The sequence below is a fragment of the Salinicoccus sp. RF5 genome (genome assembly GCF_020786625.1).
Taxonomy (GTDB): Bacteria; Bacillota; Bacilli; order Staphylococcales; family Salinicoccaceae; genus Salinicoccus.
In genome coordinates this window covers 464,358-487,577 of record NZ_JAJGRC010000001.1, presented here as the reverse complement: position 1 = coordinate 487,577, position 23,220 = coordinate 464,358, and the positions used below count along the sequence as shown (strand labels likewise).

Here is a 23,220-nt window from a genome sequence, read left to right as displayed (position 1 = left end):
TTATTTTTATTTCTCAAGTTTTTTTATTTATTTGACATCGAAAAAAATCAAAATGCCCTTTTTGCTCCATATATATATAAAGAGGTTTTTTATGGAGGAGAATGGCATGATGGATATCAGAGCAATATGGGAGAAGTACAAATTTTGGATTGCCGGCGGTGGCGTCCTGATGCTGGTGGCTGCAGCCTTTGCCCTGCTTTCCGCCGATGAGGGTGTGGAGGTGATGGCCTATGAGCCGGAATCCTCCATTGAAGAGCCCTCCCTGGAGGAGATGACGACGGAAGCGGCGACCATTTTTGTGGAAGTGAAGGGTGCGGTGAAGTATCCGGGGGTATTTGAGCTGCCGCCTGATGCCAGGGTCAAGAATGTGCTGGAGATGGCCCAGCTTGAGGCCGATGCAGACCTCCTCACCGTCAACCAGTCCATGAAGCTTGTGGACGAGATGGTGATCTACGTACCTGTGGTTGGAGAGGCCGTGGAGGCGGATGTCCCCGTGACCGAAAGCCCCGCGACCGCCGATGACGGCGAAAAGGTGAACATCAACACCGCTGGGGTGGAGGAGCTCGTGACATTGAACGGCATCGGAGAGAAGAAGGCACAGCTCTTCATCGATTATCGGGAGGAGCACGGATTGTTCATGAAACTTGAAGACATCAAGAACATACCCGGCATCGGCGATAAAACATTTGAAAGTCTGGAACCTTATATTACAATAGACTAATGGACAGACAAGAGGAGGGATAGAATGAGAATAGACTGGCATCAGTACTTTCTGGCACAGAGCCACCTATTGAGCCTCCGTTCGACATGTGAGCGGCTGAAGGTGGGGACGACGATCGTGAAGGACAACCGGGTGATCGCCGGCGGCTATAATGGATCCGTATCGGGAGAGGCCCACTGCATAGATGTCGGCTGCCTCGTTGAAGGGGGCCACTGCATCAGGACCATCCATGCGGAAATCAATGCACTGCTCCAATGCTCCAAATTCGGCGTGTCCACGGAAGGGGCGAGCATCTATGTCACGCATTTCCCATGTGTACACTGCACGAAGTCGCTGATACAGGCCGGTATCCGATACATATACTATGCCGAAGACTATAAGAACCATCCATACGCCCTGGAACTGCTGGATAAGACCGGTGTCCATTATGAACGCATCGATTTCGACAGGGCAAGCATCATCGATTCTTTTGAAAAGCAGCCATGATCCTTTTTCTCATGCTGCTTTCGGTGCTCAATGGATACATCCTGTATGCCCAGCCGGTTCCGGCGGTGTTTTTCATCATCATTTCCAGTCTTATATGCCATAGAAGAATGAAGGGGAAGGCATTCCTGCTCTTCCACCTTGGAACGACAGCCATTGTAGCAATGGCTGTCTTTATTTTGCCTGAAAAGGATTCACCGGCCATGGTGGATACCGTGACGGTCACTGGCTATAAGTATTACCGGGATGGAGTCGCACATACCGTGACCCATGAAGGCGGACGCTATGACCTGTACATGGAGGAGGCGGTAAAACTCCCGGTTGGGGCAGTATGCCAGGGGCCTTTTGAAGTGGTGGTGCCGGAAGCGCAGCGAAATTTCATCAAGAAGGATGACCGTATGCGCATGAATGTCAATGGTCTGGATGGACGCATATATGCCGATTCGGTCGATTCAAGCCAATGTGCGGCAGGTCCCATGACATGGGGCATGCATCTGGCAAAAATGCGTGACGGATACATGGAAGCCGTCCTTGGGTCGACTGTATATGACTATAAGTTTGATATACTCACCCTTTCCGTCGGCAACAAGTCATATATCACCTCCGAACTCTTCGATAAGCTGCAGAAGCTCGGCATCTACCACCTCTATGTCATCTCGGGCACACATGTGGCCTTCATCACTGCCATCCTGTTTTATGTACTGAACCGGTTCAGGCTGGACATCACTTTGATCAAGCTGTTGATGATTGCCGCACTTCTGGTGTTCCTGTGCCTCAACTTCTTCAGTCCGAGCGTCTTTCGGGCAGTCTTCATGACGGTGACACTGCTCCTTGTTTCATTCACAAGAAAAAAACCGTATCTTTCCGTCATCTCGCTCTCTGCACTGGTGCAGATCGTGATCAATCCCTGGATCGTACTCCATGCCGGATTCCAACTGTCCTACATCACGACCTTCATGATCATCCTGAGCCGCCATTACTGGAGCGGCTCAGGATTCTTCATCCAGCTGCTCGGCATCACCCTGATCGCCGAGATATCCACGCTGGTCATCCTGCTCCACCAGTTCAACGAATTGAGCATCAGCGGAATCGTGATGAATATGATCTTTGTACCGCTTTTCACCTCCGTCATCTTCCCGATGGTCATACTGTTCAATGTCATGGTTTTCACCCACCTGCCTGAAGTTGTCGATTCAGGATATGCTTTCGTCTTCGAAACTCTGAAGGGTGTGATCACGCTGATCGCTGACGGCATGGACCACCGTACATCGGTGGGCAGCCTGGGGCCATTCTGGCTCATCCTCTTGAGCACCTTGTCCTACTGGATGATCCGGACCCTCTGTCTCAGGCAGGTCAGGCAGTTCCTGATGCTTTCTGCATGCTTCATCCTATCAATATTTCTGATCGATCGTATTCCTCACGATGACTTTACTGTTACAATGGTGGATGTCGGCCAGGGAGATGCTTTCGTCATAGAAGATCATCGAAACCGCTCTGTCCTCCTCATCGATACGGGCGGCAGATATTATTATCGGGATGCGGGACAGATGCTCTCCGATCAGACCATCCTGCCATATCTCAAGGAGGCGGGAGTCGACCGCATCGATATGATGGTACTGTCGCATTTCGACCTGGATCATGTGGGGGAGGCGCATCATATCATCAGTAGGATGGCGGTGGACCACATATATGTGAACCCCAACGATCCCGGATTCCAGGCGTGGTATGAAGACATGCCCGATGCGTTTCAAGGGGTACTCGTAGATGCGCTTCATATCAGGGAACTGCAGGTGGGCGACATCGCCATCAGACGGCTTTTCCCTGGTCCCGCGCATAGCGATGATGATCCGAACAGGAACTCACTGGTATTGGAAGTGGAGACCGGATCCTACAATTTCCTCTTTACAGGGGACACGGATGAAGAGATGGAGCAGTTATGGGTGTCGGAGGCGGGCAAGATTGAAGCAGATGTGCTGAAACTTGCGCATCACGGCTCGGATACATCCACGGGGGAATACTTCATTGCCAATGCAGACTTCACCTACGGCCTGGTATCCGCAGGGGCGGGGAACCGGTACGGGCATCCGCACCGGGAGGTAGTGGAACGGCTCGAGGATATGACACTTCTTGATACATCAAAGCATGGCATGGTGCGTTTTACGATCGACGGCGGAAGGATGTGCGTTGAAACGAAGCTTGATCCATCGCTCAATCACTGCATAAAAAAAAGAGCTGAATGATCAGCTCTCCTATCCGGCAACGATCTGGAAGATCTGGGCGATGACATAGATTGCAGTAAGCCCAAGGAATCCGACAACAAAGGCGAGGCCGGAATCGATGACATCATTGTTCTTTGATTGTACATGCTTTTCGAATTTATTCATGAGATAACCTCCTAAACATATCACTAATAGTATAGGATATTTATCATAAAAAAGCTATAATGGATTTACAATTAATACAGGAGTGACGTTAAATGGAACGATTACAGCTAATACACGGCAGCAATACCATGAGGATTTCCGAAAAGGCGAAGGCATTGGCCGAGTCCTATGTCAAAGAGCCGGATGCCTTCAGCATAGTCACCCTGAATTATAAAGAGACACCGGTTGAAGCCATTATAGAGGAAGCGCAGACATTGCCGTTCCTCTCGGATGCGAAGGCCGTCATCGTGGAGGATGCCTTTTCCTTCACCGGGGCCAAAGTGCGCTCGGAAGTCGAACACAATATCGACCTGCTTGTGGAATACATCAACAATAAGAATGATGATACGCTCATCATCTTCAAAGTATACAGCGAACAGCTGGACAACAGGAAGAAGATCACCAAGCTGATGAAGTCGAAGGGGAAGGTGACGGAGATCAGCGAAATGACCGAGCAGGAAGTCCGCAGCCATATAAGAAGCGTGGCCGAGAAGGCGGAGGTCGACATGGCGCCTGAAGCCCTCGACCTCTTCATCCAGCTGGTCGGCATCAAGTATGATCACGTGACCAACGAGCTTGAAAAGCTGCTCCTGTATGTGGAGGACACCATCACGAGGGAGGACGTCGAGGAGATCGTCAGCGTCAGCCTGGAGCAGAACATCTTCAAACTGACGGACCTCATCCTCTCGGGCAGGAAGGCGGAAGCGGTAAGGCTGCTCAGGGTGCTCATCCTGCAGAATGAGGAGCCGATGCAGCTTTTGCACCTCATCATCAGCCAGCTCAGGCTGCTTTACCAGGTGAAGCTGATGCAGGGTGAGGGTTATCAGGGGGACTTCATTGCGAAATCCCTCAAGGTCCACCCGTACAGGGTGAAGCTTGCCGCCCGCGAGGTCAGGAAGTACCGGCAGGAGGAGCTTGAACAAAAGATGGTCAAATGCCGGGACATCGACTACAAGTTCAAATCCAGCTATCTGGACAGGCAGAGCCTGTTTGAACTGTTCATCATGGAGATATGAAAAGGGCCCCCTTCAGGAATGACCAAAGGGGGCCGACTTCATTTACGGCAAATAAAAAAACCTTCCTGTGGAAGGTTTTATTTTGCCATGAGCTTGGATTTCATACGTGCTGCTTTGTTACCGTGGATCAAGTTCTTTTTGGAAGCTTTATCTACGTGTTTCACAGCGTTTGAAACGAGTGTCTCAACGTTTTCTGAATTATTTTCTTTAGCAGTCATTGCGCGTTTGACAGCTGTGCGCATCTCACTTTTTTGAGCAATGTTCTGATTATGAGCGGATTCAGTAGTCTTCACTCTTTTGATTGCTGATTTAATGTTAGGCATTGCATTCACCTCCACCTTGTAGTTGTACAACTTTTATTGCAACAAAAAGTATTTTACCAAATATCCCGCCGTTATGCAATATAAATGGAAAATGAATTGAATGAAATTATGTTTGTTGTTATAATACAACCACTGTCTAATAAGAGAAAGTTGGAAGATATATGAATGATCAAGAGCGTTTGAAACGTCAGGAAAAAATAAGGAACTTTTCAATCATCGCCCATATTGATCACGGCAAGAGTACACTCGCAGACCGTATTCTTGAAAACACCAAGTCCGTTGCATCAAGGGAGATGAAAGCGCAGCTCCTGGATTCGATGGATCTGGAACGTGAGCGCGGCATCACAATCAAACTGAATGCGGTACAGCTTAAATATACTGCCAAAGACGGGGAAGACTACATCTTTCATCTGATCGATACACCGGGACATGTCGACTTTACATACGAGGTCTCGAGGTCCCTTGCGGCGTGTGAAGGCGCCGTGCTTGTTGTGGATGCTGCACAGGGCATTGAAGCACAGACACTTGCCAATGTGTATCTGGCACTGGATAATGATCTTGAGCTGATACCTGTCATCAACAAGATCGACCTGCCTGCAGCAGACCCGGACCGGATTGCCCAGGAGGTGGAGGATGTCATCGGACTCGACAAGGATGAGGCTATCCGTGCATCTGCAAAGGCGAATATCGGCATCGAGGAGATTCTGGAGCGCGTCGTCGAGACGGTCCCTGCACCTGCAGGTGATCCGTCCGCACCCCTCAAGGCACTAATCTTCGACTCTGTCTTCGATCCATACCGGGGCGTCATCTCCTCCATAAGAATCATGGAAGGGACTGTAAAACCGGGGGACAAGATCAGGATGATGGCGACAGGCAAGGAATTCGAAGTGGCTGAAGTCGGCATCAACACGCCGAAGCCGCTGCCTGTCAAGGAACTGACCGTCGGTGATGTCGGCTACCTCATGGCATCCGTGAAGAATGTCAGCGACTCCCGCGTCGGGGACACGATCACTCTGGCCGACAATCCTGCGGAATCACCGCTTGAAGGCTATAAGAAGATGAATCCTATGGTCTACTGCGGCATCTATCCGATTGATACGGGCAAATACAACGATCTGCGGGAGGCGCTCGAAAAGTTGGAACTGAACGATTCCTCCCTCGTCTATGAGCCGGAGACATCCCAGGCACTCGGATTCGGTTTCCGTACCGGATTCCTCGGACTGCTCCATATGGAGATCGTCCAGGAACGCATCGAGCGTGAATTCGGCATCGAACTGATTGCGACTGCACCATCGGTAATCTACGAAGTGTACATGACGGACGGCTCTGTGGTTACAGTGGATAACCCTGCAGAAATGCCGGATCCACAGAAGATCGACCATATCGAGGAGCCCTATGTCAAATCCACGGTCATGGTGCCGAACGAGTATGTCGGCGCGGTGATGGAGCTCTGCCAGAAGAAGCGCGGCAACTTCGTCAACATGGATTACCTGGATGACATCCGGGTCAACATCATCTATGAGATTCCGCTGTCGGAAGTCGTATTTGACTTCTTCGATCAGCTCAAGAGTCAGACCAAGGGTTATGCATCATTCGACTACGAACTCATCGGCTACCAGGAGAGCAGACTGGTCAAGATGGACATACTGCTGAACAATGAGAAGGTTGATGCACTCAGTGTCATCGTCCACCGCGAATTCGCATATGACCGGGGCAAGAATATCGTGGAGAAGCTCAAGACACTCATTCCCCGCCAGCAGTTCGAAGTGCCGGTCCAGGCCGCAATCGGAAACAAGGTCATCGCACGGACGAACATCAAATCGATGGGCAAGAACGTACTTTCCAAGTGCTACGGCGGAGACATCAGCCGGAAACGCAAACTGCTTGAGAAGCAGAAGGAAGGAAAAAAGAAAATGAAGGCAGTCGGAAATGTCGAGATACCTCAGGAGGCATTCCTTTCTGTACTTAAAATGGATGAAGAGTAGAAGCCACTATCAAGTGGCTTTTACTTTTGAATGGAGTGGAAAAAATGGTCGAGAGTCTTTATATTCATATTCCCTTTTGCAACCGCATATGCACGTACTGCGACTTCAATAAGGTACTTATTAAAAATCAGCCGGTCGACGACTATCTGGATGCACTGATCCGGGAGATCGAAATGATCGGGGAGGATCGCATGAAGACGATCTTTGTCGGCGGGGGCACACCGACGGCATTGACGGAGGCACAGCTTGCCCGTCTGCTTGAAGTGGTCACTGCAAAGTTCACGGTGACGGATGAGTTCACGTTCGAGGCCAATCCTGATGAACTGACGCCGGGGAAACTCGATGTGCTCAAAAGGTACGGTGTGAACCGCATCAGCCTTGGCGTGCAGACGTTCAATGAGGACCTGCTGAAGGTACTCGGCCGTTCCCACGGCTATGATGATATATTCAATGCCATCAATCATATGAAGAAGATCGGCCTCGACAACTATTCGCTTGATCTGATGTATAATCTGCCGGGCGAAACCATGGGGGATATAGAAGACAGCCTGCGTCACATCGAACGCCTCAAGCCGAAGCACATCTCTTGGTACTCCCTGATCATCGAACCGCATACGGTGTTCTACAACCAGATCAGGAAAGGTCGGATGCAGGTGGATGATGATTCGGCGGAAGGGGCGAAGTACTTCCATATCATCGAAGCCCTGGCAGAGCGCGGCTATCCCCAGTATGAGATATCAAACTTTTCGACGCCGCAGTATGAATCCGCCCACAATAAGACATATTGGATGAACGCGCCCTATTATGGTGCCGGGGCGGGCAGCCATGGGTATGTCGGCGGGACGCGGTACTACAATATCAAGCCGGTCAACCATTACATCCAGTCCATGAAGGAGACGGGCAGCGTCGTCAAGGAAACCCTGCCACTCGATGAGAAGGCGCAGATGGAGGAGGAGATGTTCCTCGGCCTCCGTATGAACAGAGGCGTCGAAATCTCAAGGTTCGATAGGAAGTTCAGCCGACCGATGGAGGATGTTTATGGATCCGTGCTAGAACAGGAAATAGGAAAGGGACACCTTGAGAAAAAGGATGGTTTCATCTCCCTGACGGAGAAGGGGCGCCTGGTCGGTAACACCGTATTCATGGAGTTCCTGCTCTAAAATTGGGTTTTCGCCAATTATAGAACATAAGGATTGACATACTTTGACCATTTTGATAAATTAATATTGGCACTTAAGGATATAGAGTGCTAATGAGGTGATGTCAATTTTAACCCAGAGACAGGAGATCATTCTTTTTTCAATTGTCGATGACTTTTTGAAGGTTATGATGCCGATCAGTTCCAAGCATCTGATTGAAAAGTACAGGCTTGACATCTCTTCGGCGACAGTGAGGAACGAAATGGCCAGGCTGGAAGCGGACGGCTTCCTGACCAAACCCCATACATCAGCCGGCAGGATTCCTTCGAGGAAGGCACTGCGCTTCTATATAGATATGCTCAACAAGCAGATCGGCGAATCCGAAGACCAGCTGAACTTCAACATCATCCCGGAAGCGGGAGGGAATATGGACCGCAATGAGATGAGCCGGTCCCTGGCCGATATGATCAGCAATACGACACAGTATCTGACACAGGTTTCCCTGTCCGAAGAGGACGAAACAGTCAAGGGTCTTTTTCTGACGCCCATCACCACAAACACACTACTCCTTATCATCGTCCTTGAGTCGGGAACAATCAGAAAGATACCGGTTGAAATGGATGGAAATGTCACTGTTCCAGAGCTTGAAAAGCTTGGCAATGAAATGAATGTGCTCTCATATGGACAGTCTGTGAGCAGCCTGCCGTCGATCATCCATGCGATGCGTGTCAGGCGTCAGCTCGGCGCTTTCAAATCAAGCATCATCAACGCGGTCGTTGATGGAATAGGTGAACCCCAGCAGGTGGTCGGCCATTCCGGCTTCAATCATCTGATCCACCAGATCAGCACGGATATCAGTACATTACAGCTACTGTACGATGATATGGAATCGGATCAGTTGAATGATATCATCGATCTCAATACAATAGATGGGGTCGACGTATATTTCAGTGACGAGCTGAATCGGGATTATGATTCCATTTCGGTCATTGCGACGAATTTCACCGTCAATGGCATGGATGGGAATCTAATGATAATTGGTCCTGAAATAATGGGGTACAAGGAAGTCATCCGACTGATGTATTCCATCCGGAACCAGGAAATAAGAAGGAGTGATCGCAGTGACAGAAAATAAAGCCAAGGAAGAATTGGAGCAGGAGCTTGATGAACAGGCTTCTGAAGAGGAAACACAAGAAACCTCCCAAACTGAAACTGAAGACGTGGCGGTTGAAGATGCAGCCGATGTCGAAGCAGATGACGGGGATGAAGCAGATTCAGAACTGAAAGCGAAAGAGGAAGAGATTGAAGCATTGAAGCAACAGGTGGAAACAGAAGAGAACAAGTACCTGAAACTCTATGCGGAATTTGAAAACTTCAAGCGCAGGAACCGCCAGGAAATGGAAACTAACAACAAGTACAAGAACCAGGACATCGTCGAGGATCTGCTCCCGATCATAGACAACTTCGAACGTGCACTCAAGATTGAAGGGGACTCCGACTCGTTCAATTCCCTCCTCAAAGGTGTGGAGATGGTCTACAACGATCTCGTCAACACATTGATGAAGCATGATGTAAGGGAAATAGAGAGTGTCGGACAACCGTTCGACCCGAACTATCACCAGGCCGTGATGACGGAAGCTTCCGACGAAGATGACGGTATCGTCATCGAGGAATTCCAGAAGGGCTACATCCTGAAGGACAGGGTCATCCGCCCGAGCATGGTCAAAGTAAGCGAATAGCAGTACAGCACCGAATGAAAATTTTCTATAATGGAGGAATCTTATTATGAGTAAAGTTATAGGCATAGACTTGGGAACAACAAACTCTGTCGTATCCGTATTGGAAGGCGGAGAACCGAAAGTCATCCAGAATGCAGAAGGCAACCGTACGACGCCGTCCGTCGTGTCATTCAAAGATGGCGAAAAACAGGTCGGTGAAGTCGCGAAGCGCCAGGCGATCACCAACCCGAACACAATCATGTCCATCAAGAGGCATATGGGTACAGATCACAAGGAAAACATCGATGGCAAGGAATACACACCTCAGGAAATCTCTGCAATGATCCTCCAGAACCTGAAGGAAACTGCAGAAAGCTACCTGGGCGAAAAGGTTGCCAAAGCTGTCGTAACAGTACCGGCCTACTTCAACGACTCAGAGCGCCAGGCGACGAAGGATGCCGGACGCATCGCCGGACTTGAAGTGGAGCGCATCATCAACGAACCGACTGCCGCGGCGCTTGCATACGGCCTCGACAAGCAGGAACAGGATGAAAAAGTACTTGTATTCGACCTCGGTGGCGGTACATTCGACGTCTCCATCCTTGAACTCGGCGACGGCGTATTTGAAGTACTATCCACAGCCGGTGACAACCGCCTTGGCGGGGACGACTTCGACAAGGTCATCATCGATCATCTCGTAGAGTCATTCAAGAAGGAGAACGGCATCGACCTCTCCCAGGACAAGATGGCAATGCAGCGCCTGAAAGATGCTGCTGAAAAAGCGAAGAAAGACCTTTCCGGTGTATCTTCCACACAGATTTCACTGCCATTCATTTCAGCAGGGGAAGCAGGACCACTGCACCTTGAAATGAACCTGACACGTGCAAAATTTGAAGAACTTTCCAACAGCCTTGTAGAGCGTACGATGGGACCTACACGCCAGGCGATCAAAGACGCCGGCATCGACAGGAACGAGATCGATCAGGTCATCCTCGTGGGTGGTTCTACACGTATCCCGGCTGTACAGGAAGCCATCAAGAAGGAAACCGGCAAAGAGCCGAACAAGAGTGTCAACCCGGACGAAGTTGTTGCAATGGGTGCAGCCATCCAGGGTGGTGTACTTTCCGGAGATGTACAGGACGTTGTTCTGCTTGACGTGACGCCACTGTCACTCGGCATCGAAACGATGGGCGGTGTATCCACAGTCCTCATCGAGCGCAATACGACGATTCCGACAAGCAAGTCCCAAGTATTCTCCACAGCTTCCGACAACCAGCCGGCCGTGGATATCCATGTACTGCAAGGTGAGCGTCCAATGGCGGCAGACAACAAGACGCTTGGCCGTTTCCAGCTGACGGACATTCCACCGGCACCAAGGGGCGTGCCTCAAATCGAAGTGACATTCGATATCGACAAGAACGGTATCGTCAATGTTACTGCGAAGGACCAAGGTACGGGCAAAGAGCAGAAGATCACAATCGAATCCAGCTCCAACCTCTCTGATGACGATATCGACAGGATGGTCGAAGAAGCTGAAAAGAACGCAGAAGAAGACAAGAAACGCCGTGAAGAAGTGGATCTGAGAAACGAAGCGGATCAGCTTGTATTCACAACAGACAAAACAATTGAAGACCTTGGAGACAAAGTCGACGCTGAAGAGAAAGAAAAGGCGGAAAGTGCAAAAGAAGACCTCAAGAAAGCACTTGAAGGTTCCGACATGGATGAAATCAAATCCAAGAAGGAAGCACTTGAACAGATTGTCCAGGGCATGTCCATGAAACTCTATGAGCAGATGGCTCAGGAGCAGCAGGCCCAGGAAGGTGCAGATGCTTCCCAGGAGTCCGGCGATGATGTCGTGGACGCAGACTTCAAAGAAGTGGACGAAGACGATAAGAAATAATTATGATATCAATTTCTGATTGATGAAAGTCAAAGCCAATGCTGTTGGCTTTGACTTTTTTAAATGATATAGTATACAGGTTGGAGGCGATAGAATGGCGAAAAAAGATTATTATGAGGTGCTTGGCGTCGGTAAAGGTGCTTCAAAGGATGAAATAAAGAAGGCCTACCGAAAGCTCTCGAAAAAGTACCATCCGGATATAAATAAGGAAGAAGGTTCCGATGAAAAGTTCAAGGAAATATCGGAAGCCTATGAAATATTGAGTGACGAGGACAAGCGGGCGCAGTACGACCGCTTTGGCCATGAAGGCATGAACCAGCAGTTTGGCGGCGGTGGCGGATTCAGCAGCGCCGGCGGATTCGGCGGATTCGAGGATATATTCAGCTCATTCTTCGGCGGCGGCTCCAGAATGGATCCGAATGCACCTAGGAAAGGTGACGACCTTCAATATACGATGACCGTCAACTTTGATGAGGCCGTCTTCGGTGTCACCAAGACCATCACAATCAAAAAAGAAGTCAACTGTGATACTTGCGACGGTACCGGTGCGAAGCCAGGCACATCCAAATCGACATGTAAGATGTGCTCCGGTGCCGGCCGTGTAGCTGTAGAGCAGAATACACCATTCGGCAGGGTACAGACCGAACGCACATGTCCGACCTGCAACGGTTCAGGGGAAGAGATAGAGGATCCTTGCAACAGCTGTAAAGGTGCCGGCACTGTTACGAAAGACGTTCAGATTGAAGTCACTGTCCCTGAGGGTGTCGACAATGGCCAGCAGATCAGACTGCAGGGTAAAGGCGACCCTGGAATCAACGGTGGACCGGCGGGAGACCTCTATATCGTGTTCCGCGTCAGACCGGACTCCAGGTTCACAAGGGACGGCGATGACATCCACTTCGAACTGCCGATTTCATTTGCACAGGCGGCGCTCGGTGATGAAGTGAAAGTACCGACATTGAGCTCGGAAGTTGTGCTTACGATTCCTGCAGGCACCCAGTCCGGCAAACGCTTCCGCCTCAAGGAAAAAGGCGTGAAGAACGTCCATGGATATGGCTACGGTGACCAGTTCGTCACTGTGAAGGTCGTTACGCCGACCAAGCTTACAGATCGTGAAGCAGATCTGTTCCGGCAGCTTGCCGAACATGGCGGCGAAGACATCACCGAGCAGAATGAGAATTTCTTCGACAAGACAAAACGATTCTTTAAGGGTGACTAGATATGAAATGGCATGAAGTATCCATCCAGACGAAGGAAAGCAATGAAGAGGCCTTTGCACTGTTCCTCAATTCGATATCAAAAGGGATCTCCGTCGAGCATTCACTGGATATTCTGAAGCAGAAGATCGATGACTTCGACGATAAATACCGCCTCGATCCGAAGGATTATCCGGAAAGCGACATTCGGATCATCGTCTATTTTGACGAGACTGCAGACATTGAGGGAAGACTCGGTGAAATCCATGATTTCATCGAGTCGCAGCCGCTCGACGAGAAGTCTGCCATCGTCATCGGAACCAAGGAAATCAACGAAGAGGACTGGGAAAACGAATGGAAGAAGTATTTCCACAGCTTCCGCGTCTCCGAACAGTTCGTCATCGTGCCGTCGTGGGAACTTGAGGACTACGAATTCCAGCCGGATGATAAGCTGATCAAACTAGATCCTGGCATGGCTTTCGGCACAGGTGATCATCCGACGACCAGCATGTGCCTCAAAATGATTGAGAATACGGTCAAACCGGAACACAAGATCATTGATGTCGGCACGGGATCGGGCATTCTGACGATCGGCTCCCACCTGATGGGGGCGAGGGACCTCAAGGCGACGGATATCGATGAACTGTCCATAAAGGTCGCCAGGGAAAACTTCGAATTGAATGGATGTGCAGAGGACATCGTGCTTGAAACGGGCGATCTTCTGAAGTCGGAAACAGGCACATACGACATCATCATTGCGAACATCCTCGCCCATATCATCGATGACATGATCGATGATGCGCATGAACTCCTGAATGCGGGCGGCAACTTCATAGCGTCCGGAATCATTACGGAAGCACGTGATGATATCATTGCGCATATGGAGGGTGCCGGCTTCTCGATAGAGGAAGTGCTTGAAGAAAATGGCTGGGTCAGCATTCTGGCCAGGAAAGCGTGAGACCATGCAGCGATACTTTACGGATGAAAAATTAAGCATTGGTGAGATTTTCACAGCGTCAGCTGATGATACACACCACATGAAGAATGTGATGCGTTTCAGGCCCGGTGATGCCTTCCACATGGTGGACGGCAGCCGGCACACTTTCCTATGCGAGATCACCTCGGCCGGGGAGACGGTGGAATGCCGTCCACTGGAACTGGTGGAGGAATCACCGGAACTCCCCGTCGACATCATCGTCTACTGCCCGCTCTTGAAAGGCGAGAAGTTTGACTGGATGATCCAGAAGGCGACGGAGCTCGGCGCCCATACATTCAGCATCTATAATGCGGACAGGAGCATCGTGAAACTTGACGAAAAGAAGCGCCGGAAGCGTATCGAAAGATACATGAAGATCATCAGGGAAGCAAGTGAACAAAGCAGGAGGCAGCATATCCCGGAAATCGGTTTCGTGCCTGCTGTGAAGGAGCTGTCCCTCGATGCTTTCGACCATGTACTGTTCGCCTATGAAGGCAATGCATCCAATCCGGCTGCAAGTCTCCATGAAACGCTCCAGGCCCTCAGTGCAGGCGACCGCATCGCTTTCATATTCGGCCCTGAGGGCGGCTTCAGTGAAGCGGAAACAGAGGCGCTTTCCGGCCAAAATTCCATTCGTCTCGGCCCCAGGATACTTCGTGCCGAAACGGCCCCCCTATATGCGTTGTCGGCCATCAGCGCCACGTTTGAATAGCCTGCCTCTCATTGAAGAAAGGGGCAGGCTATGCTATTATATGGGGCAGATGAACCACAAATCCACTTAAGAAAGATCTGATTTTTATGAGCGAAAAAACAATCGCATTCCATACATTAGGCTGTAAAGTGAACCACTATGAAACAGAAGCGATGTGGCAGCTCTTCAAGGGTGAAGGCTATGACCGTGTCGACTTCACGCAGAATGCGGATGTATTCGTCATCAACACATGTACAGTGACGAATACAGGAGACAAGAAGAGCAGGCAGGTCATCAGGCGTGCCATCCGGAACAATCCGGATGCAGTCGTCTGTGTTACAGGCTGCTATGCCCAGACGGCACCGAAAGACATAATGAATATACCAGGCGTCGACATCATCATCGGTACTGAAGACCGTGACAAGCTGATCGATTACGTAAACCAGTACCATGAGGAGCGCCAGCCGATCAACGGAGTCAAGAACATCATGAAGAAGCGTACATACGAAGAGATGGATGTACCTTACTTCACGGACCGTACACGCGCCACACTGAAAATCCAGGAAGGCTGCAACAACTTCTGCACCTTCTGCATCATTCCATGGGCCAGGGGCCTCATGCGCTCACGTGACCCGGAAAAGGTCGTGGAGCAGGCGCAGCAGCTCGTGGATGAAGGGTATAAGGAAATCGTCCTCACCGGGATCCATACAGGGGGGTATGGCGAGGACCTCAAGGATTACAACCTTGCACAGCTGCTCCGTGACCTGGAGCAAGTGGACGGTCTGAACCGTCTGCGCATCTCCAGCATCGAAGCCAGCCAACTGACGGATGAAGTGATCGATGTGATCAATGATTCCAATAAGATCGTCCGCCACCTGCATATACCGATCCAGTCGGGCAGCGATACCGTGCTCAAGCGCATGCGCAGGAAATACACTATGGAATTCTTCGAATCCCGCATCATCAAGCTGAAGGAAATCATGCCGAACGTCGCCATCACAAGCGATGTCATCGTCGGCTTCCCTGGTGAGACGGAAGAGGAGTTCATGGAAACCTTCGACTTCATTAAAAAACACCACTTCTCAGAACTCCACGTCTTCCCATATTCCATCCGTACGGGCACTCCGGCGGCGCGGATGACGGATCAGGTGGATGAAGGGACGAAGAATGAACGTGTCCATCGCCTGATTGAATTGTCAAACGCACTGGCAACTTCATATGCAGAGCAGTTCAAGGAAGATGTACTTGAAATCATCCCTGAGGAGGAGAAGGACGGCAAACTCATCGGGCACTCGGACAACTACCTTAAAGTGGAAGTCGAAGGCGATCCTTCATTGACCGGCGAACTCGTCAAGGTCAAAATCACCGAGCCGGGCTATCCGGTGAGCAAAGGTGAGGTCGTCAAAGTGCTTGAGAAGCCGATGGTCAAAGCCTATGCCTATCTCGAACGCACAATCTGATGTATGAATGGTCCAACTAGTATATAATGGAATAGGACCAGTCAACAGATCCCAACAACTAATGGAGTGATACTATGGAACTATCAAAATATATCGATCATACATTGCTTAAACCTGGAGCAACACAGGACCAGATCTTCGAGCTGTGCCAGGAAGCCATGGAATACAATTTCTGCAGCGTATGCATCAATCCGACATGGGTTTCAACATGCAGTGACCTGCTTAAGGACAGCGATGTCAAAGTGTGCACCGTCATCGGTTTCCCGCTCGGAGCAACAACATCTGAAGTCAAGGCCTTTGAAACAATGAATGCCATCCAGAATGGAGCGGATGAAGTCGATATGGTCATCAACATCGGCGCATTGAAATCCGGCAATGAAGATCTTGTATACAACGACATCAAAGCCGTATGCGACGCAGCCGGCCAGGATGTACTGGTTAAAGTCATCATTGAGACGGCGTTGCTCGACAGCGATGAAATCGTCAAAGCATGTGAACTGAGCAAAAGATGCGGCGCGGACTTCGTCAAGACTTCGACCGGATTCAATGGCGAAGGTGCCAAAGCGGAGGATATCACGCTGATGCGCCTGACCGTTGGGGAAGATATGGGCGTCAAAGCAAGCGGCGGTGTCCGTTCATTTGAAGATGCCAAACTCATGATCGAGAGCGGCGCGACAAGGATCGGTGCCTCAAGCGGCAAGGAGATCGTCAGCGGAGGTACAAGTGAGAGCAGTTATTGAATTAGCAGTTGACCCGCTTTTTACAATATATTATAATGTGTGAGTACATAGTAATTGCTATGTAAAAGTAAGGTTTTTGTTATCCGGAGGGAGGGAAGACGATGTCTAAAACAGTAGTTAAAAAGAACGAACCTATTGAAGACGCGCTGCGTCGTTTCAAACGCACAGTTTCTAAAAGCGGTACGATCCAGGAAGCTCGTAAGAGAGAATTCTACGAAAAGCCTAGCGTAAAGCGTAAGAAGAAATCTGAAGCTGCCCGTAAACGTAAATTCAAATAGTTCGACTCCCTCTGATAATCACGATATAGAGACAGCACACTGTGCTGTCTTTTTTTAGTGCAATCAATTTAATAATACAGCGGTTTCATGTATAATGAACTTAATGGAGGGGATTAACATGGCTGTAACTCAGGCATTTGTGATAGGGAATATTATGACTGCCTTCAGAGATGTAGTTACCATGCCATTGGTCGCCTTTATTTTATTAGCAATATTCTTCCTCGGGCTGATCTACCAGCTCTTTTCCGAAAGCATCAGTATCATCGGCATACTTTCAATACTCTCCATCATCGTCTACTATGCAGGACATCTTCTCATCGGTGAATATAATGGTGTTGTTGTTACCCTCTTCACCCTCGGTACCCTTTTCATCACCGTGGGACTTTTTATGACCGGTAGCTTCCTTGCACTGTTCGGCGGAATCATGATAATAGTGAGTATGATTCTGGTCAGCGGGAATCTGCTTCTGTTCGGCATCTATATTCTCGTCATCATTTTATTAGCTATAATCGAGTGGGTGATATTTGTGAAAAAGAAAAAGAAAAAGCTGCCATTCCTTAATCGTCTGATTCTGAGGGATGCGACAGATGCAGAATCGGGTTATACATCATTCGATGACAGATCCTATCTGCTCGGCGAGACAGCCAAGACCGTCACACCGCTGCGGCCCTCGGGTACGATAAGGTATGGGGACGAGCGGATTGATGCAGTAGCGGAAGGTGGCTACATTGCTGGAGATGTTGAGGTAAAGGTAATACATGTTGAAGGAACACGTGTTGTCGTTCGTCCAATGGAAGAATAATTCAAAAGGAGCGTTGTGAATGTATCCCATGTTTATTACAGGATCTGGACTGATGATTATATTTCTGGTAGTAATTGCTTTCATCATCATTTCCTTCTTCCTGTCATTCGTACCAGTAGGTTTATGGATTTCAGCAATTTCAGCAGGTGTCAATGTAGGTATATTCTCGCTTGTAGGTATGAGATTGAGGCGTGTCAGACCTAAACGTGTCATCGAGCCAATGATCAAAGCACACAAGGCAGGACTTAAAGTGACGACGAACCAGCTGGAGTCGCACTTCCTGGCCGGCGGTAACGTGGACCGTGTCGTTGATGCACTGATTGCAGCACAGCGGGCAGATATCAACCTCACATTCGAAAGGTGTGCTGCCATCGACCTTGCAGGTCGTGACGTACTTGAAGCTGTGCAGATGAGCGTCAATCCGAAAGTCATCGAAACACCTTTTATCGCCGGTGTAGCGATGGATGGTATCGAAGTCAAGGCGAAAGCGCGCATTACAGTGCGTGCGAATATTGAACGCCTTGTCGGTGGTGCCGGTGAAGATACGATTGTTGCCCGTGTCGGCGAAGGTATCGTCTCCACAATCGGTTCTTCTGACAAGCACTCGGCCGTTCTCGAAAACCCGGACCGTATCTCCCAGACCGTCCTTTCCAAAGGATTGGATTCTGGTACAGCCTTCGAGATTCTATCCATTGATATCGCGGATGTCGACATCGGCAAGAACATTGGTGCGGACCTCCAGACTGAACAGGCTGTGGCAGACAAGAATATTGCACAGGCTAAAGCTGAGGAACGTCGTGCAATGGCCGTAGCGCAAGAACAGGAAATGAAAGCACGCGTCCAGGAAATGCGCGCAAAAGTTGTAGAGGCCGAGTCCGAAGTGCCTCTCGCGTTTGCCCAGGCACTCAAAAGTGGAAATATCGGGGTAAGCGACTACTACAACCTTAAGAATGTCGAAGCGGATACGAACATGAGGGATTCGATCAACAAGATGACTGATCCGACACGCGATACTCAAGATGATGAATAGGCTGTGATAATATGGAAATACTCCCTCTGCTTATCTTCATAGGCGGCATCATCTACACGGCGATCGCCAGCCAGAAGGATAAAGGTAAAGATGAAGAGCGGAATATTGATCCAAGCAAGATGGATCGGCCAACCAGTCAGTCTGCTCCCAGAAGGAGACAATCAAACTCTGGTGGAGAATCAAAAGGACTTTTTGATGATATGGTTGGAGAGATAGAACGTCGTTTTTCCGGTGAAACAGCTCAGACTCCAAAAAGTTCGAGACCGCCTGCACAGGAGGCAGCCCCTTCAAGGCCTGCTACACAACGTGCAGAAAGGCAGTCGAATCAGCGGCCGATGTCTGAACGCTCATTCGGCCGGAGTCTTGAAGAGAAGGCAAAGGAAACGAATGTCGGCAAAAAGGTTGTGGACCCATACAGAGAGAAATCCAGAAATCCTTCACAGAACAATGATTGGGCTGAGAGGGTCCGTGAAGAAGTGAAATCACGACGGCAGCCTGAGCGCAACCGCAGAGATGAAATCGAAGCGGGTGCGGTTGGGGAGCGGTCACGCCGGCAGCCGAAAGCCGAGGAACCAAAACCAAAGCCGAAAGTGCAAAAGGAATCCCTTTCCTTTGGTCGCAAGGATATCGTAAATGGTGTCATCTTTTCAGAAATCATCGGAAAACCGAAATCCAGAAGATAACGTCAGCATATGCTGGCGTTTCTTTTTTTTTGCTCTTTTTGATTGTTTATGAACGATTATGATTGACTATGATTATAAAATGGAGTATATTTTAATGGAAGAAGGTGATGAAATGCTGACCAATCAAAGATACGAGAAAATAATGGACTATTTGAATGCTAATACGATGGCTTCAGTCAATGAACTTGTAGAAATAACTTCAAGCAGTGCGCCTACTATTCGTAGGGATCTGACGTATCTTGAAGAAAAGGGGATGCTTGAGCGCATCCATGGCGGGGCTACAATAAGTCAAATTGAAAGGGAAGAAGATTATGGGGAAAAATCTGTAAGAAATCTTTCCAAAAAAATCAAAATCGCTCAAAAAGCAGCAAGTATGATTGAAGAGGGCGACATCATCTTCATAGATGCCGGCACGACGACATATGAGATGGTGCCATTCATCTCTCAGCAGAATCTTACAATTGTAACCAATGGTATCACATTGATTGAGCAGCTGGTACGCAATGGTCATCAGGTCCATGTACTTGGGGGCAGGATCAAACCGGTCACCAAAGCAGTTGTTGGACCTGAAGTGATCGACAAGATCAGCAGGCTGTCGTTTGACAAGTGTTTCATCGGGGCAAATGCTGCGGATGTGATGCATGGCCTTTCCACTCCCGAAGAGGAGGAGGCGTATATCAAGAGTCGTGCAATCCGCCAGTCCAGGAATGCATATGCACTGGTAGACAGCACAAAATTCAATCGTACGGCTTTCATCAGATTTGCCGACATAGAGGATGCATCCATCATCACCGACGATGTGCAGCATCCTTTTGTGGAAAAGATAAAATCACGCACTGAAATTTATGGGGGTGAAAAATAATGATCTATACAGTCACATTCAATCCTTCGGTGGATTATATTGTCCGCCTGGATGCGCTTGAAATTGGCGCTTTGAACCGGACCAGCGACACTGCAAAATATGCCGGAGGTAAAGGAATTAATGTTTCCAGGATTCTGAATGCCCTTGAAGTGCCGTCGACCGCACTCGGTTTTGTCGGTGGGTTCACAGGAACTTTCATAGAAGAGACGCTTCAAAGTCAGGGCATCCATCATGACTTCATCAAAGTTATGGGGGACACGCGCATAAATATTAAATTGAAAACTGGTGAAGAGACGGAAATCAATGCTGCAGGGCCAATAATTGACACTTCCGATATCGATAGGCTGAAAGACCAGCTATCAAAACTCACCACAGAAGACCATGTCGTATTTGCAGGAAGTGTTCCCTCGGGACACGACAACTTGTACGAAAAACTGGCACAGCTTCTTGACAGTAAAGGAATAGAGTTCACCATCGATGCCGAAGGCGACAAGCTGACATCGACACTCAAATACAGGCCATATCTGATAAAACCGAACCTGTTTGAACTTGAAGGCATCACCGGCAAGAAGCCGTCGACCAAAGCTGAGATGATCGAGGCGGCAACGGGACTGCTCGATCTTGGAGCAAAGAATATTCTGCTCACCCTCGGCAGCGATGGTGCGCTGTTCATCAACCCGGAGCATAGGTACTATGTCCCGTCGCCGGAAGGAACGTTGAAGAATTCGGTCGGCGCCGGGGATTCTACTGTTGCCGGTTTCATCAGCAGAAAAGGGCATCCCATCACGGAACAGCTCAGATATGCCATAGCATGCGGCAGCGCCACGGCGTTCAGTGATGATCTTGCCACACGTGGGGACATAGAAGCACTGCTTGACCAGATAGAAATCCAGACGATAGAAGAGGTGAAATGATGAGAATTACAGAACTTTTGACTAAAGACACTATCAATATGAACGTCCGTGCATCAGAAAAGGATGCTGTCATCACGGAACTGGTGGAAGGGCTGCATGAAGCAGGAAAGATTTCCGAAAAGGATAAGTTCCAGGAAGCCATCCATAGACGGGAGTCACAAAGTACGACGGGCGTGGGTGATGGCATCGCAATACCCCATGCGCAGACTGCGGAAGTGCTTGAGCCGGCGATCATGTTCGGGCGCAGCCAGGAAGGCATTGACTACGCTTCCATGGACGGTCAGCCGGCATATCTGTTCTTTATGATCGCCGCGCCCGAGGGTCAGGCGACTACGCACCTGGATGCGCTGGCGAAACTGTCCACCATACTGATGAATGACGATGCAAGAAACCAGCTGATGAATGCTTCCACAAAAGATGAAGTCATCGAAACGATCGATGCTTTCGACGACTCCGAGCCGACGGAGGATGCTGTTTCGGAACCATCCGACCGTCCGTTCATCCTGGGTGTCACAGCATGTCCGACAGGAATCGCGCACACCTATATGGCGGCTGATGCATTGAAAAAGAAGGCAGGCGAAATGGGTTACGACATCAAGGTTGAGACGAACGGATCTGCAGGCGTGAAGAACGAACTGACGGATGAGGATATCGCCCGTGCTTCCGGCATCATCGTCGCAGCGGATACAAACGTCCAGATGGGACGCTTTGATGGCAGGAATGTCGTGGAAGCACCTGTTGCGGATGGCATCAAACGCCCTGAGGAACTGATCAATCAGGCACTCGATACATCAAGAACACCATACCGTGCAGAACAGTCCAAAAAGCAGATGGAAGGGCAGAAGAGTGCCAAGGGCAAGCCTTCCATCTACAAGCACCTGATGAACGGTGTCTCCAACATGCTGCCGTTCGTCGTCGCCGGCGGTATACTGATTGCAATCAGTTTCATGTTCGGCATCCACTCCGCCGATCCGGACCACGCACAGTATAATCCGCTTGCAGAAATGATCAACTTCATCGGTGGCAATGCCTTCCAGCTGATGATTCCAATTCTCGCCGGTTTCATCGCAATGAGCATAGCTGACAGGCCAGGTCTCGCTCCAGGCATGATTGGCGGGCTCATGGCATCGACGATGGGCTCAGGCTTCCTCGGCGGTCTGATTGCAGGTTTTCTCGCAGGCTATCTCATGGTCGGCATCAAGAAACTTCTTGAAGGCCTGCCGCAGGTGCTTGATGGATTGAAACCTGTCCTGCTCTACCCGCTTCTTGGCGTGTTCCTGACAGGGATCATCATGTACTACATCGTCGATCCGCCTGCTACGGCACTCAATGACTGGATGAATACGACGCTAAGCAATATGAGCGGGGGCAACATCGTCCTCCTCGGTGCGATTGTCGGCGGGATGATGGCTATAGATATGGGTGGTCCAATCAACAAGGCGGCCTATGCCTTCGGCATCGCAGCACTGTCTGCCAACAACCCGGAACCGATCACTGCAGCGATGATCGGCGGGATGGTACCGCCACTTGCGATTGCTGTGGCAACCATGGTGTTCAGGAATAGGTTCACCCAGGTGGAGAGGTCCTCCGGGCCGACCAACCTGATCATGGGTGCATCCTTCATCACCGAAGGGGCCATTCCATTCGCAGCCGCCGACCCGCTCCGGGTCATTCCATCCATGGTAGTCGGTTCTGCAACAGCAGGCGCCCTTGCAATGGCATTTGCAACGACGGTCAATGCCCCGCATGGCGGACTCTTTGTTGCACTGACCATTGGAGAAGGCAGACTCATGTTCCTGCTTTCACTCCTTATAGGTACGCTGATAGCTGCAGTGATGCTTGGACTCCTGAAAAAACCAATCAAACAATAGCACGAAAAA

At 49.8% G+C, this 23,220-nt stretch carries 23 protein-coding genes; 21 read left to right on the top strand and 2 right to left on the bottom strand.

The window, feature by feature from the left end; genetic code table 11:
- Positions 1-109: 109 nt before the first annotated feature.
- From LLU09_RS02695 to LLU09_RS02685, 3 genes are read left to right on the top strand one after another with little or no spacing between them, the layout of a single operon-like run.
- The gene (locus LLU09_RS02695; RefSeq protein ID WP_228310369.1) at positions 110-721 is read left to right on the top strand and encodes a ComEA family DNA-binding protein; all 612 of its coding nucleotides are present in this window, start codon (positions 110-112) and stop codon (positions 719-721) included.
- Positions 722-745: 24 nt separating this feature from the next.
- Positions 746-1,207, top strand: coding sequence for a ComE operon protein 2 (locus LLU09_RS02690; protein ID WP_040107039.1), 462 nt, complete (start codon positions 746-748; stop codon positions 1,205-1,207).
- A complete protein-coding gene (locus LLU09_RS02685) occupies positions 1,204-3,444 on the top strand; it encodes a DNA internalization-related competence protein ComEC/Rec2 (protein WP_228310368.1) in 2,241 nt (746 codons plus the stop codon). The genes LLU09_RS02690 and LLU09_RS02685 overlap by 4 nt, the downstream gene beginning before the upstream one ends.
- Positions 3,445-3,453: 9 nt before the next feature.
- On the opposite strand, the gene LLU09_RS02680 is transcribed toward LLU09_RS02685, so the two are convergent.
- Entirely contained in the window at positions 3,454-3,588 is a 135-nt protein-coding gene (locus LLU09_RS02680) for a YqzM family protein (RefSeq protein WP_228310367.1), read from the bottom strand.
- A 92-nt stretch (positions 3,589-3,680) separates the two neighbouring features.
- On the opposite strand from LLU09_RS02680, the gene holA reads away from it, so the two are divergent.
- Positions 3,681-4,643 carry a DNA polymerase III subunit delta gene (gene holA, locus LLU09_RS02675; RefSeq protein ID WP_228310366.1) on the top strand — a complete coding sequence of 321 codons (963 nt, stop codon included), beginning with the start codon at positions 3,681-3,683 and terminating at the stop codon, positions 4,641-4,643.
- A 77-nt stretch (positions 4,644-4,720) separates the two neighbouring features.
- Here holA and rpsT read toward each other — a convergent pair whose 3' ends face one another.
- Positions 4,721-4,966 carry a 30S ribosomal protein S20 gene (gene rpsT, locus LLU09_RS02670; protein WP_031548992.1) on the bottom strand — a complete coding sequence of 82 codons (246 nt, stop codon included), beginning with the start codon at positions 4,964-4,966 and terminating at the stop codon, positions 4,721-4,723.
- A gap of 161 nt (positions 4,967-5,127) precedes the next feature.
- Here rpsT and lepA point away from each other — a divergent pair, with 161 nt between their 5' ends.
- The 17 genes from lepA (at position 5,128) to LLU09_RS02585 (ending at position 23,211) form a co-directional block, all read left to right on the top strand.
- Entirely contained in the window at positions 5,128-6,951 is a 1,824-nt protein-coding gene (gene lepA, locus LLU09_RS02665) for a translation elongation factor 4 (RefSeq protein WP_228310365.1), read from the top strand.
- 44 nt (positions 6,952-6,995) lie between these two features.
- A complete protein-coding gene (gene hemW / locus LLU09_RS02660; protein WP_228310364.1) occupies positions 6,996-8,111 on the top strand; it encodes a radical SAM family heme chaperone HemW in 1,116 nt (371 codons plus the stop codon).
- Positions 8,112-8,211: 100 nt separating this feature from the next.
- The gene (locus tag LLU09_RS02655; protein WP_228310363.1) at positions 8,212-9,225 is read left to right on the top strand and encodes a heat-inducible transcription repressor HrcA; all 1,014 of its coding nucleotides are present in this window, start codon (positions 8,212-8,214) and stop codon (positions 9,223-9,225) included.
- On the top strand, positions 9,212-9,829 hold the full coding sequence (grpE, locus tag LLU09_RS02650; RefSeq protein WP_228310362.1) for a nucleotide exchange factor GrpE: 618 nt from the start codon (positions 9,212-9,214) through the stop codon (positions 9,827-9,829). Before LLU09_RS02655 ends, grpE begins: the two co-directional genes overlap by 14 nt.
- Before the next feature lie 46 nt (positions 9,830-9,875).
- Positions 9,876-11,708 (top strand): molecular chaperone DnaK, encoded by a 1,833-nt coding sequence (gene dnaK / locus LLU09_RS02645; RefSeq protein WP_228310361.1) that lies wholly within the window; start codon positions 9,876-9,878, stop codon positions 11,706-11,708.
- 94 nt (positions 11,709-11,802) lie between these two features.
- On the top strand, positions 11,803-12,927 hold the full coding sequence (gene dnaJ / locus LLU09_RS02640; protein WP_228310360.1) for a molecular chaperone DnaJ: 1,125 nt from the start codon (positions 11,803-11,805) through the stop codon (positions 12,925-12,927).
- Positions 12,928-12,929: 2 nt separating this feature from the next.
- Positions 12,930-13,862 carry a 50S ribosomal protein L11 methyltransferase gene (gene prmA, locus LLU09_RS02635; protein WP_228310359.1) on the top strand — a complete coding sequence of 311 codons (933 nt, stop codon included), beginning with the start codon at positions 12,930-12,932 and terminating at the stop codon, positions 13,860-13,862.
- The gene (locus tag LLU09_RS02630; protein ID WP_228310358.1) at positions 13,828-14,592 is read left to right on the top strand and encodes an RsmE family RNA methyltransferase; all 765 of its coding nucleotides are present in this window, start codon (positions 13,828-13,830) and stop codon (positions 14,590-14,592) included. The genes prmA and LLU09_RS02630 overlap by 35 nt, the downstream gene beginning before the upstream one ends.
- A gap of 86 nt (positions 14,593-14,678) precedes the next feature.
- Positions 14,679-16,031, top strand: coding sequence for a tRNA (N(6)-L-threonylcarbamoyladenosine(37)-C(2))-methylthiotransferase MtaB (mtaB, locus tag LLU09_RS02625; protein WP_228310357.1), 1,353 nt, complete (start codon positions 14,679-14,681; stop codon positions 16,029-16,031).
- A 74-nt stretch (positions 16,032-16,105) separates the two neighbouring features.
- The gene (deoC, locus tag LLU09_RS02620; RefSeq protein WP_228310356.1) at positions 16,106-16,771 is read left to right on the top strand and encodes a deoxyribose-phosphate aldolase; all 666 of its coding nucleotides are present in this window, start codon (positions 16,106-16,108) and stop codon (positions 16,769-16,771) included.
- A 101-nt stretch (positions 16,772-16,872) separates the two neighbouring features.
- Positions 16,873-17,049: a 30S ribosomal protein S21 gene (gene rpsU / locus LLU09_RS02615; RefSeq protein ID WP_017548804.1), complete on the top strand. Its 177-nt coding sequence runs from the start codon at positions 16,873-16,875 to the stop codon at positions 17,047-17,049.
- Positions 17,050-17,167: 118 nt separating this feature from the next.
- Positions 17,168-17,851 (top strand): NfeD family protein, encoded by a 684-nt coding sequence (locus LLU09_RS02610; RefSeq protein WP_228310355.1) that lies wholly within the window; start codon positions 17,168-17,170, stop codon positions 17,849-17,851.
- A 52-nt stretch (positions 17,852-17,903) separates the two neighbouring features.
- Positions 17,904-18,881 carry a flotillin-like protein FloA gene (gene floA / locus LLU09_RS02605; protein WP_370632452.1) on the top strand — a complete coding sequence of 326 codons (978 nt, stop codon included), beginning with the start codon at positions 17,904-17,906 and terminating at the stop codon, positions 18,879-18,881.
- Between the two features lie 11 nt (positions 18,882-18,892).
- Entirely contained in the window at positions 18,893-19,564 is a 672-nt protein-coding gene (locus tag LLU09_RS02600) for a hypothetical protein (RefSeq protein WP_228310354.1), read from the top strand.
- A 94-nt stretch (positions 19,565-19,658) separates the two neighbouring features.
- Positions 19,659-20,426: a DeoR/GlpR family DNA-binding transcription regulator gene (locus tag LLU09_RS02595; RefSeq protein ID WP_228310353.1), complete on the top strand. Its 768-nt coding sequence runs from the start codon at positions 19,659-19,661 to the stop codon at positions 20,424-20,426.
- The gene (gene pfkB / locus LLU09_RS02590) at positions 20,426-21,340 is read left to right on the top strand and encodes a 1-phosphofructokinase (protein WP_228310352.1); all 915 of its coding nucleotides are present in this window, start codon (positions 20,426-20,428) and stop codon (positions 21,338-21,340) included. Before LLU09_RS02595 ends, pfkB begins: the two co-directional genes overlap by 1 nt.
- Entirely contained in the window at positions 21,340-23,211 is a 1,872-nt protein-coding gene (locus tag LLU09_RS02585; protein ID WP_228310351.1) for a PTS fructose transporter subunit IIABC, read from the top strand. The genes pfkB and LLU09_RS02585 overlap by 1 nt, the downstream gene beginning before the upstream one ends.
- The last annotated feature ends 9 nt before the right edge of the window (positions 23,212-23,220 follow it).

What these genes read in the sequence shown, in the direction of transcription:
- LLU09_RS02695 (WP_228310369.1), top strand. Translation starts at nt 110, where the DNA reads ATGGATATCAGAGCAATATGGGAGAAGTACAAATTTTGGATTGCCGGC.
- LLU09_RS02690 (WP_040107039.1), top strand. Translation starts at nt 746, where the DNA reads ATGAGAATAGACTGGCATCAGTACTTTCTGGCACAGAGCCACCTATTG.
- LLU09_RS02685 (WP_228310368.1), top strand. Translation starts at nt 1,204, where the DNA reads ATGATCCTTTTTCTCATGCTGCTTTCGGTGCTCAATGGATACATCCTG.
- LLU09_RS02680 (WP_228310367.1), bottom strand. Translation starts at nt 3,588, where the DNA reads ATGAATAAATTCGAAAAGCATGTACAATCAAAGAACAATGATGTCATC.
- holA (WP_228310366.1), top strand. Translation starts at nt 3,681, where the DNA reads ATGGAACGATTACAGCTAATACACGGCAGCAATACCATGAGGATTTCC.
- rpsT (WP_031548992.1), bottom strand. Translation starts at nt 4,966, where the DNA reads ATGCCTAACATTAAATCAGCAATCAAAAGAGTGAAGACTACTGAATCC.
- lepA (WP_228310365.1), top strand. Translation starts at nt 5,128, where the DNA reads ATGAATGATCAAGAGCGTTTGAAACGTCAGGAAAAAATAAGGAACTTT.
- hemW (WP_228310364.1), top strand. Translation starts at nt 6,996, where the DNA reads ATGGTCGAGAGTCTTTATATTCATATTCCCTTTTGCAACCGCATATGC.
- LLU09_RS02655 (WP_228310363.1), top strand. Translation starts at nt 8,212, where the DNA reads ATGTCAATTTTAACCCAGAGACAGGAGATCATTCTTTTTTCAATTGTC.
- dnaK (WP_228310361.1), top strand. Translation starts at nt 9,876, where the DNA reads ATGAGTAAAGTTATAGGCATAGACTTGGGAACAACAAACTCTGTCGTA.
- dnaJ (WP_228310360.1), top strand. Translation starts at nt 11,803, where the DNA reads ATGGCGAAAAAAGATTATTATGAGGTGCTTGGCGTCGGTAAAGGTGCT.
- prmA (WP_228310359.1), top strand. Translation starts at nt 12,930, where the DNA reads ATGAAATGGCATGAAGTATCCATCCAGACGAAGGAAAGCAATGAAGAG.
- LLU09_RS02630 (WP_228310358.1), top strand. Translation starts at nt 13,828, where the DNA reads ATGGCTGGGTCAGCATTCTGGCCAGGAAAGCGTGAGACCATGCAGCGA.
- mtaB (WP_228310357.1), top strand. Translation starts at nt 14,679, where the DNA reads ATGAGCGAAAAAACAATCGCATTCCATACATTAGGCTGTAAAGTGAAC.
- deoC (WP_228310356.1), top strand. Translation starts at nt 16,106, where the DNA reads ATGGAACTATCAAAATATATCGATCATACATTGCTTAAACCTGGAGCA.
- rpsU (WP_017548804.1), top strand. Translation starts at nt 16,873, where the DNA reads ATGTCTAAAACAGTAGTTAAAAAGAACGAACCTATTGAAGACGCGCTG.
- LLU09_RS02610 (WP_228310355.1), top strand. Translation starts at nt 17,168, where the DNA reads ATGGCTGTAACTCAGGCATTTGTGATAGGGAATATTATGACTGCCTTC.
- floA (WP_370632452.1), top strand. Translation starts at nt 17,904, where the DNA reads ATGATTATATTTCTGGTAGTAATTGCTTTCATCATCATTTCCTTCTTC.
- LLU09_RS02600 (WP_228310354.1), top strand. Translation starts at nt 18,893, where the DNA reads ATGGAAATACTCCCTCTGCTTATCTTCATAGGCGGCATCATCTACACG.
- LLU09_RS02595 (WP_228310353.1), top strand. Translation starts at nt 19,659, where the DNA reads ATGGAAGAAGGTGATGAAATGCTGACCAATCAAAGATACGAGAAAATA.
- pfkB (WP_228310352.1), top strand. Translation starts at nt 20,426, where the DNA reads ATGATCTATACAGTCACATTCAATCCTTCGGTGGATTATATTGTCCGC.
- LLU09_RS02585 (WP_228310351.1), top strand. Translation starts at nt 21,340, where the DNA reads ATGAGAATTACAGAACTTTTGACTAAAGACACTATCAATATGAACGTC.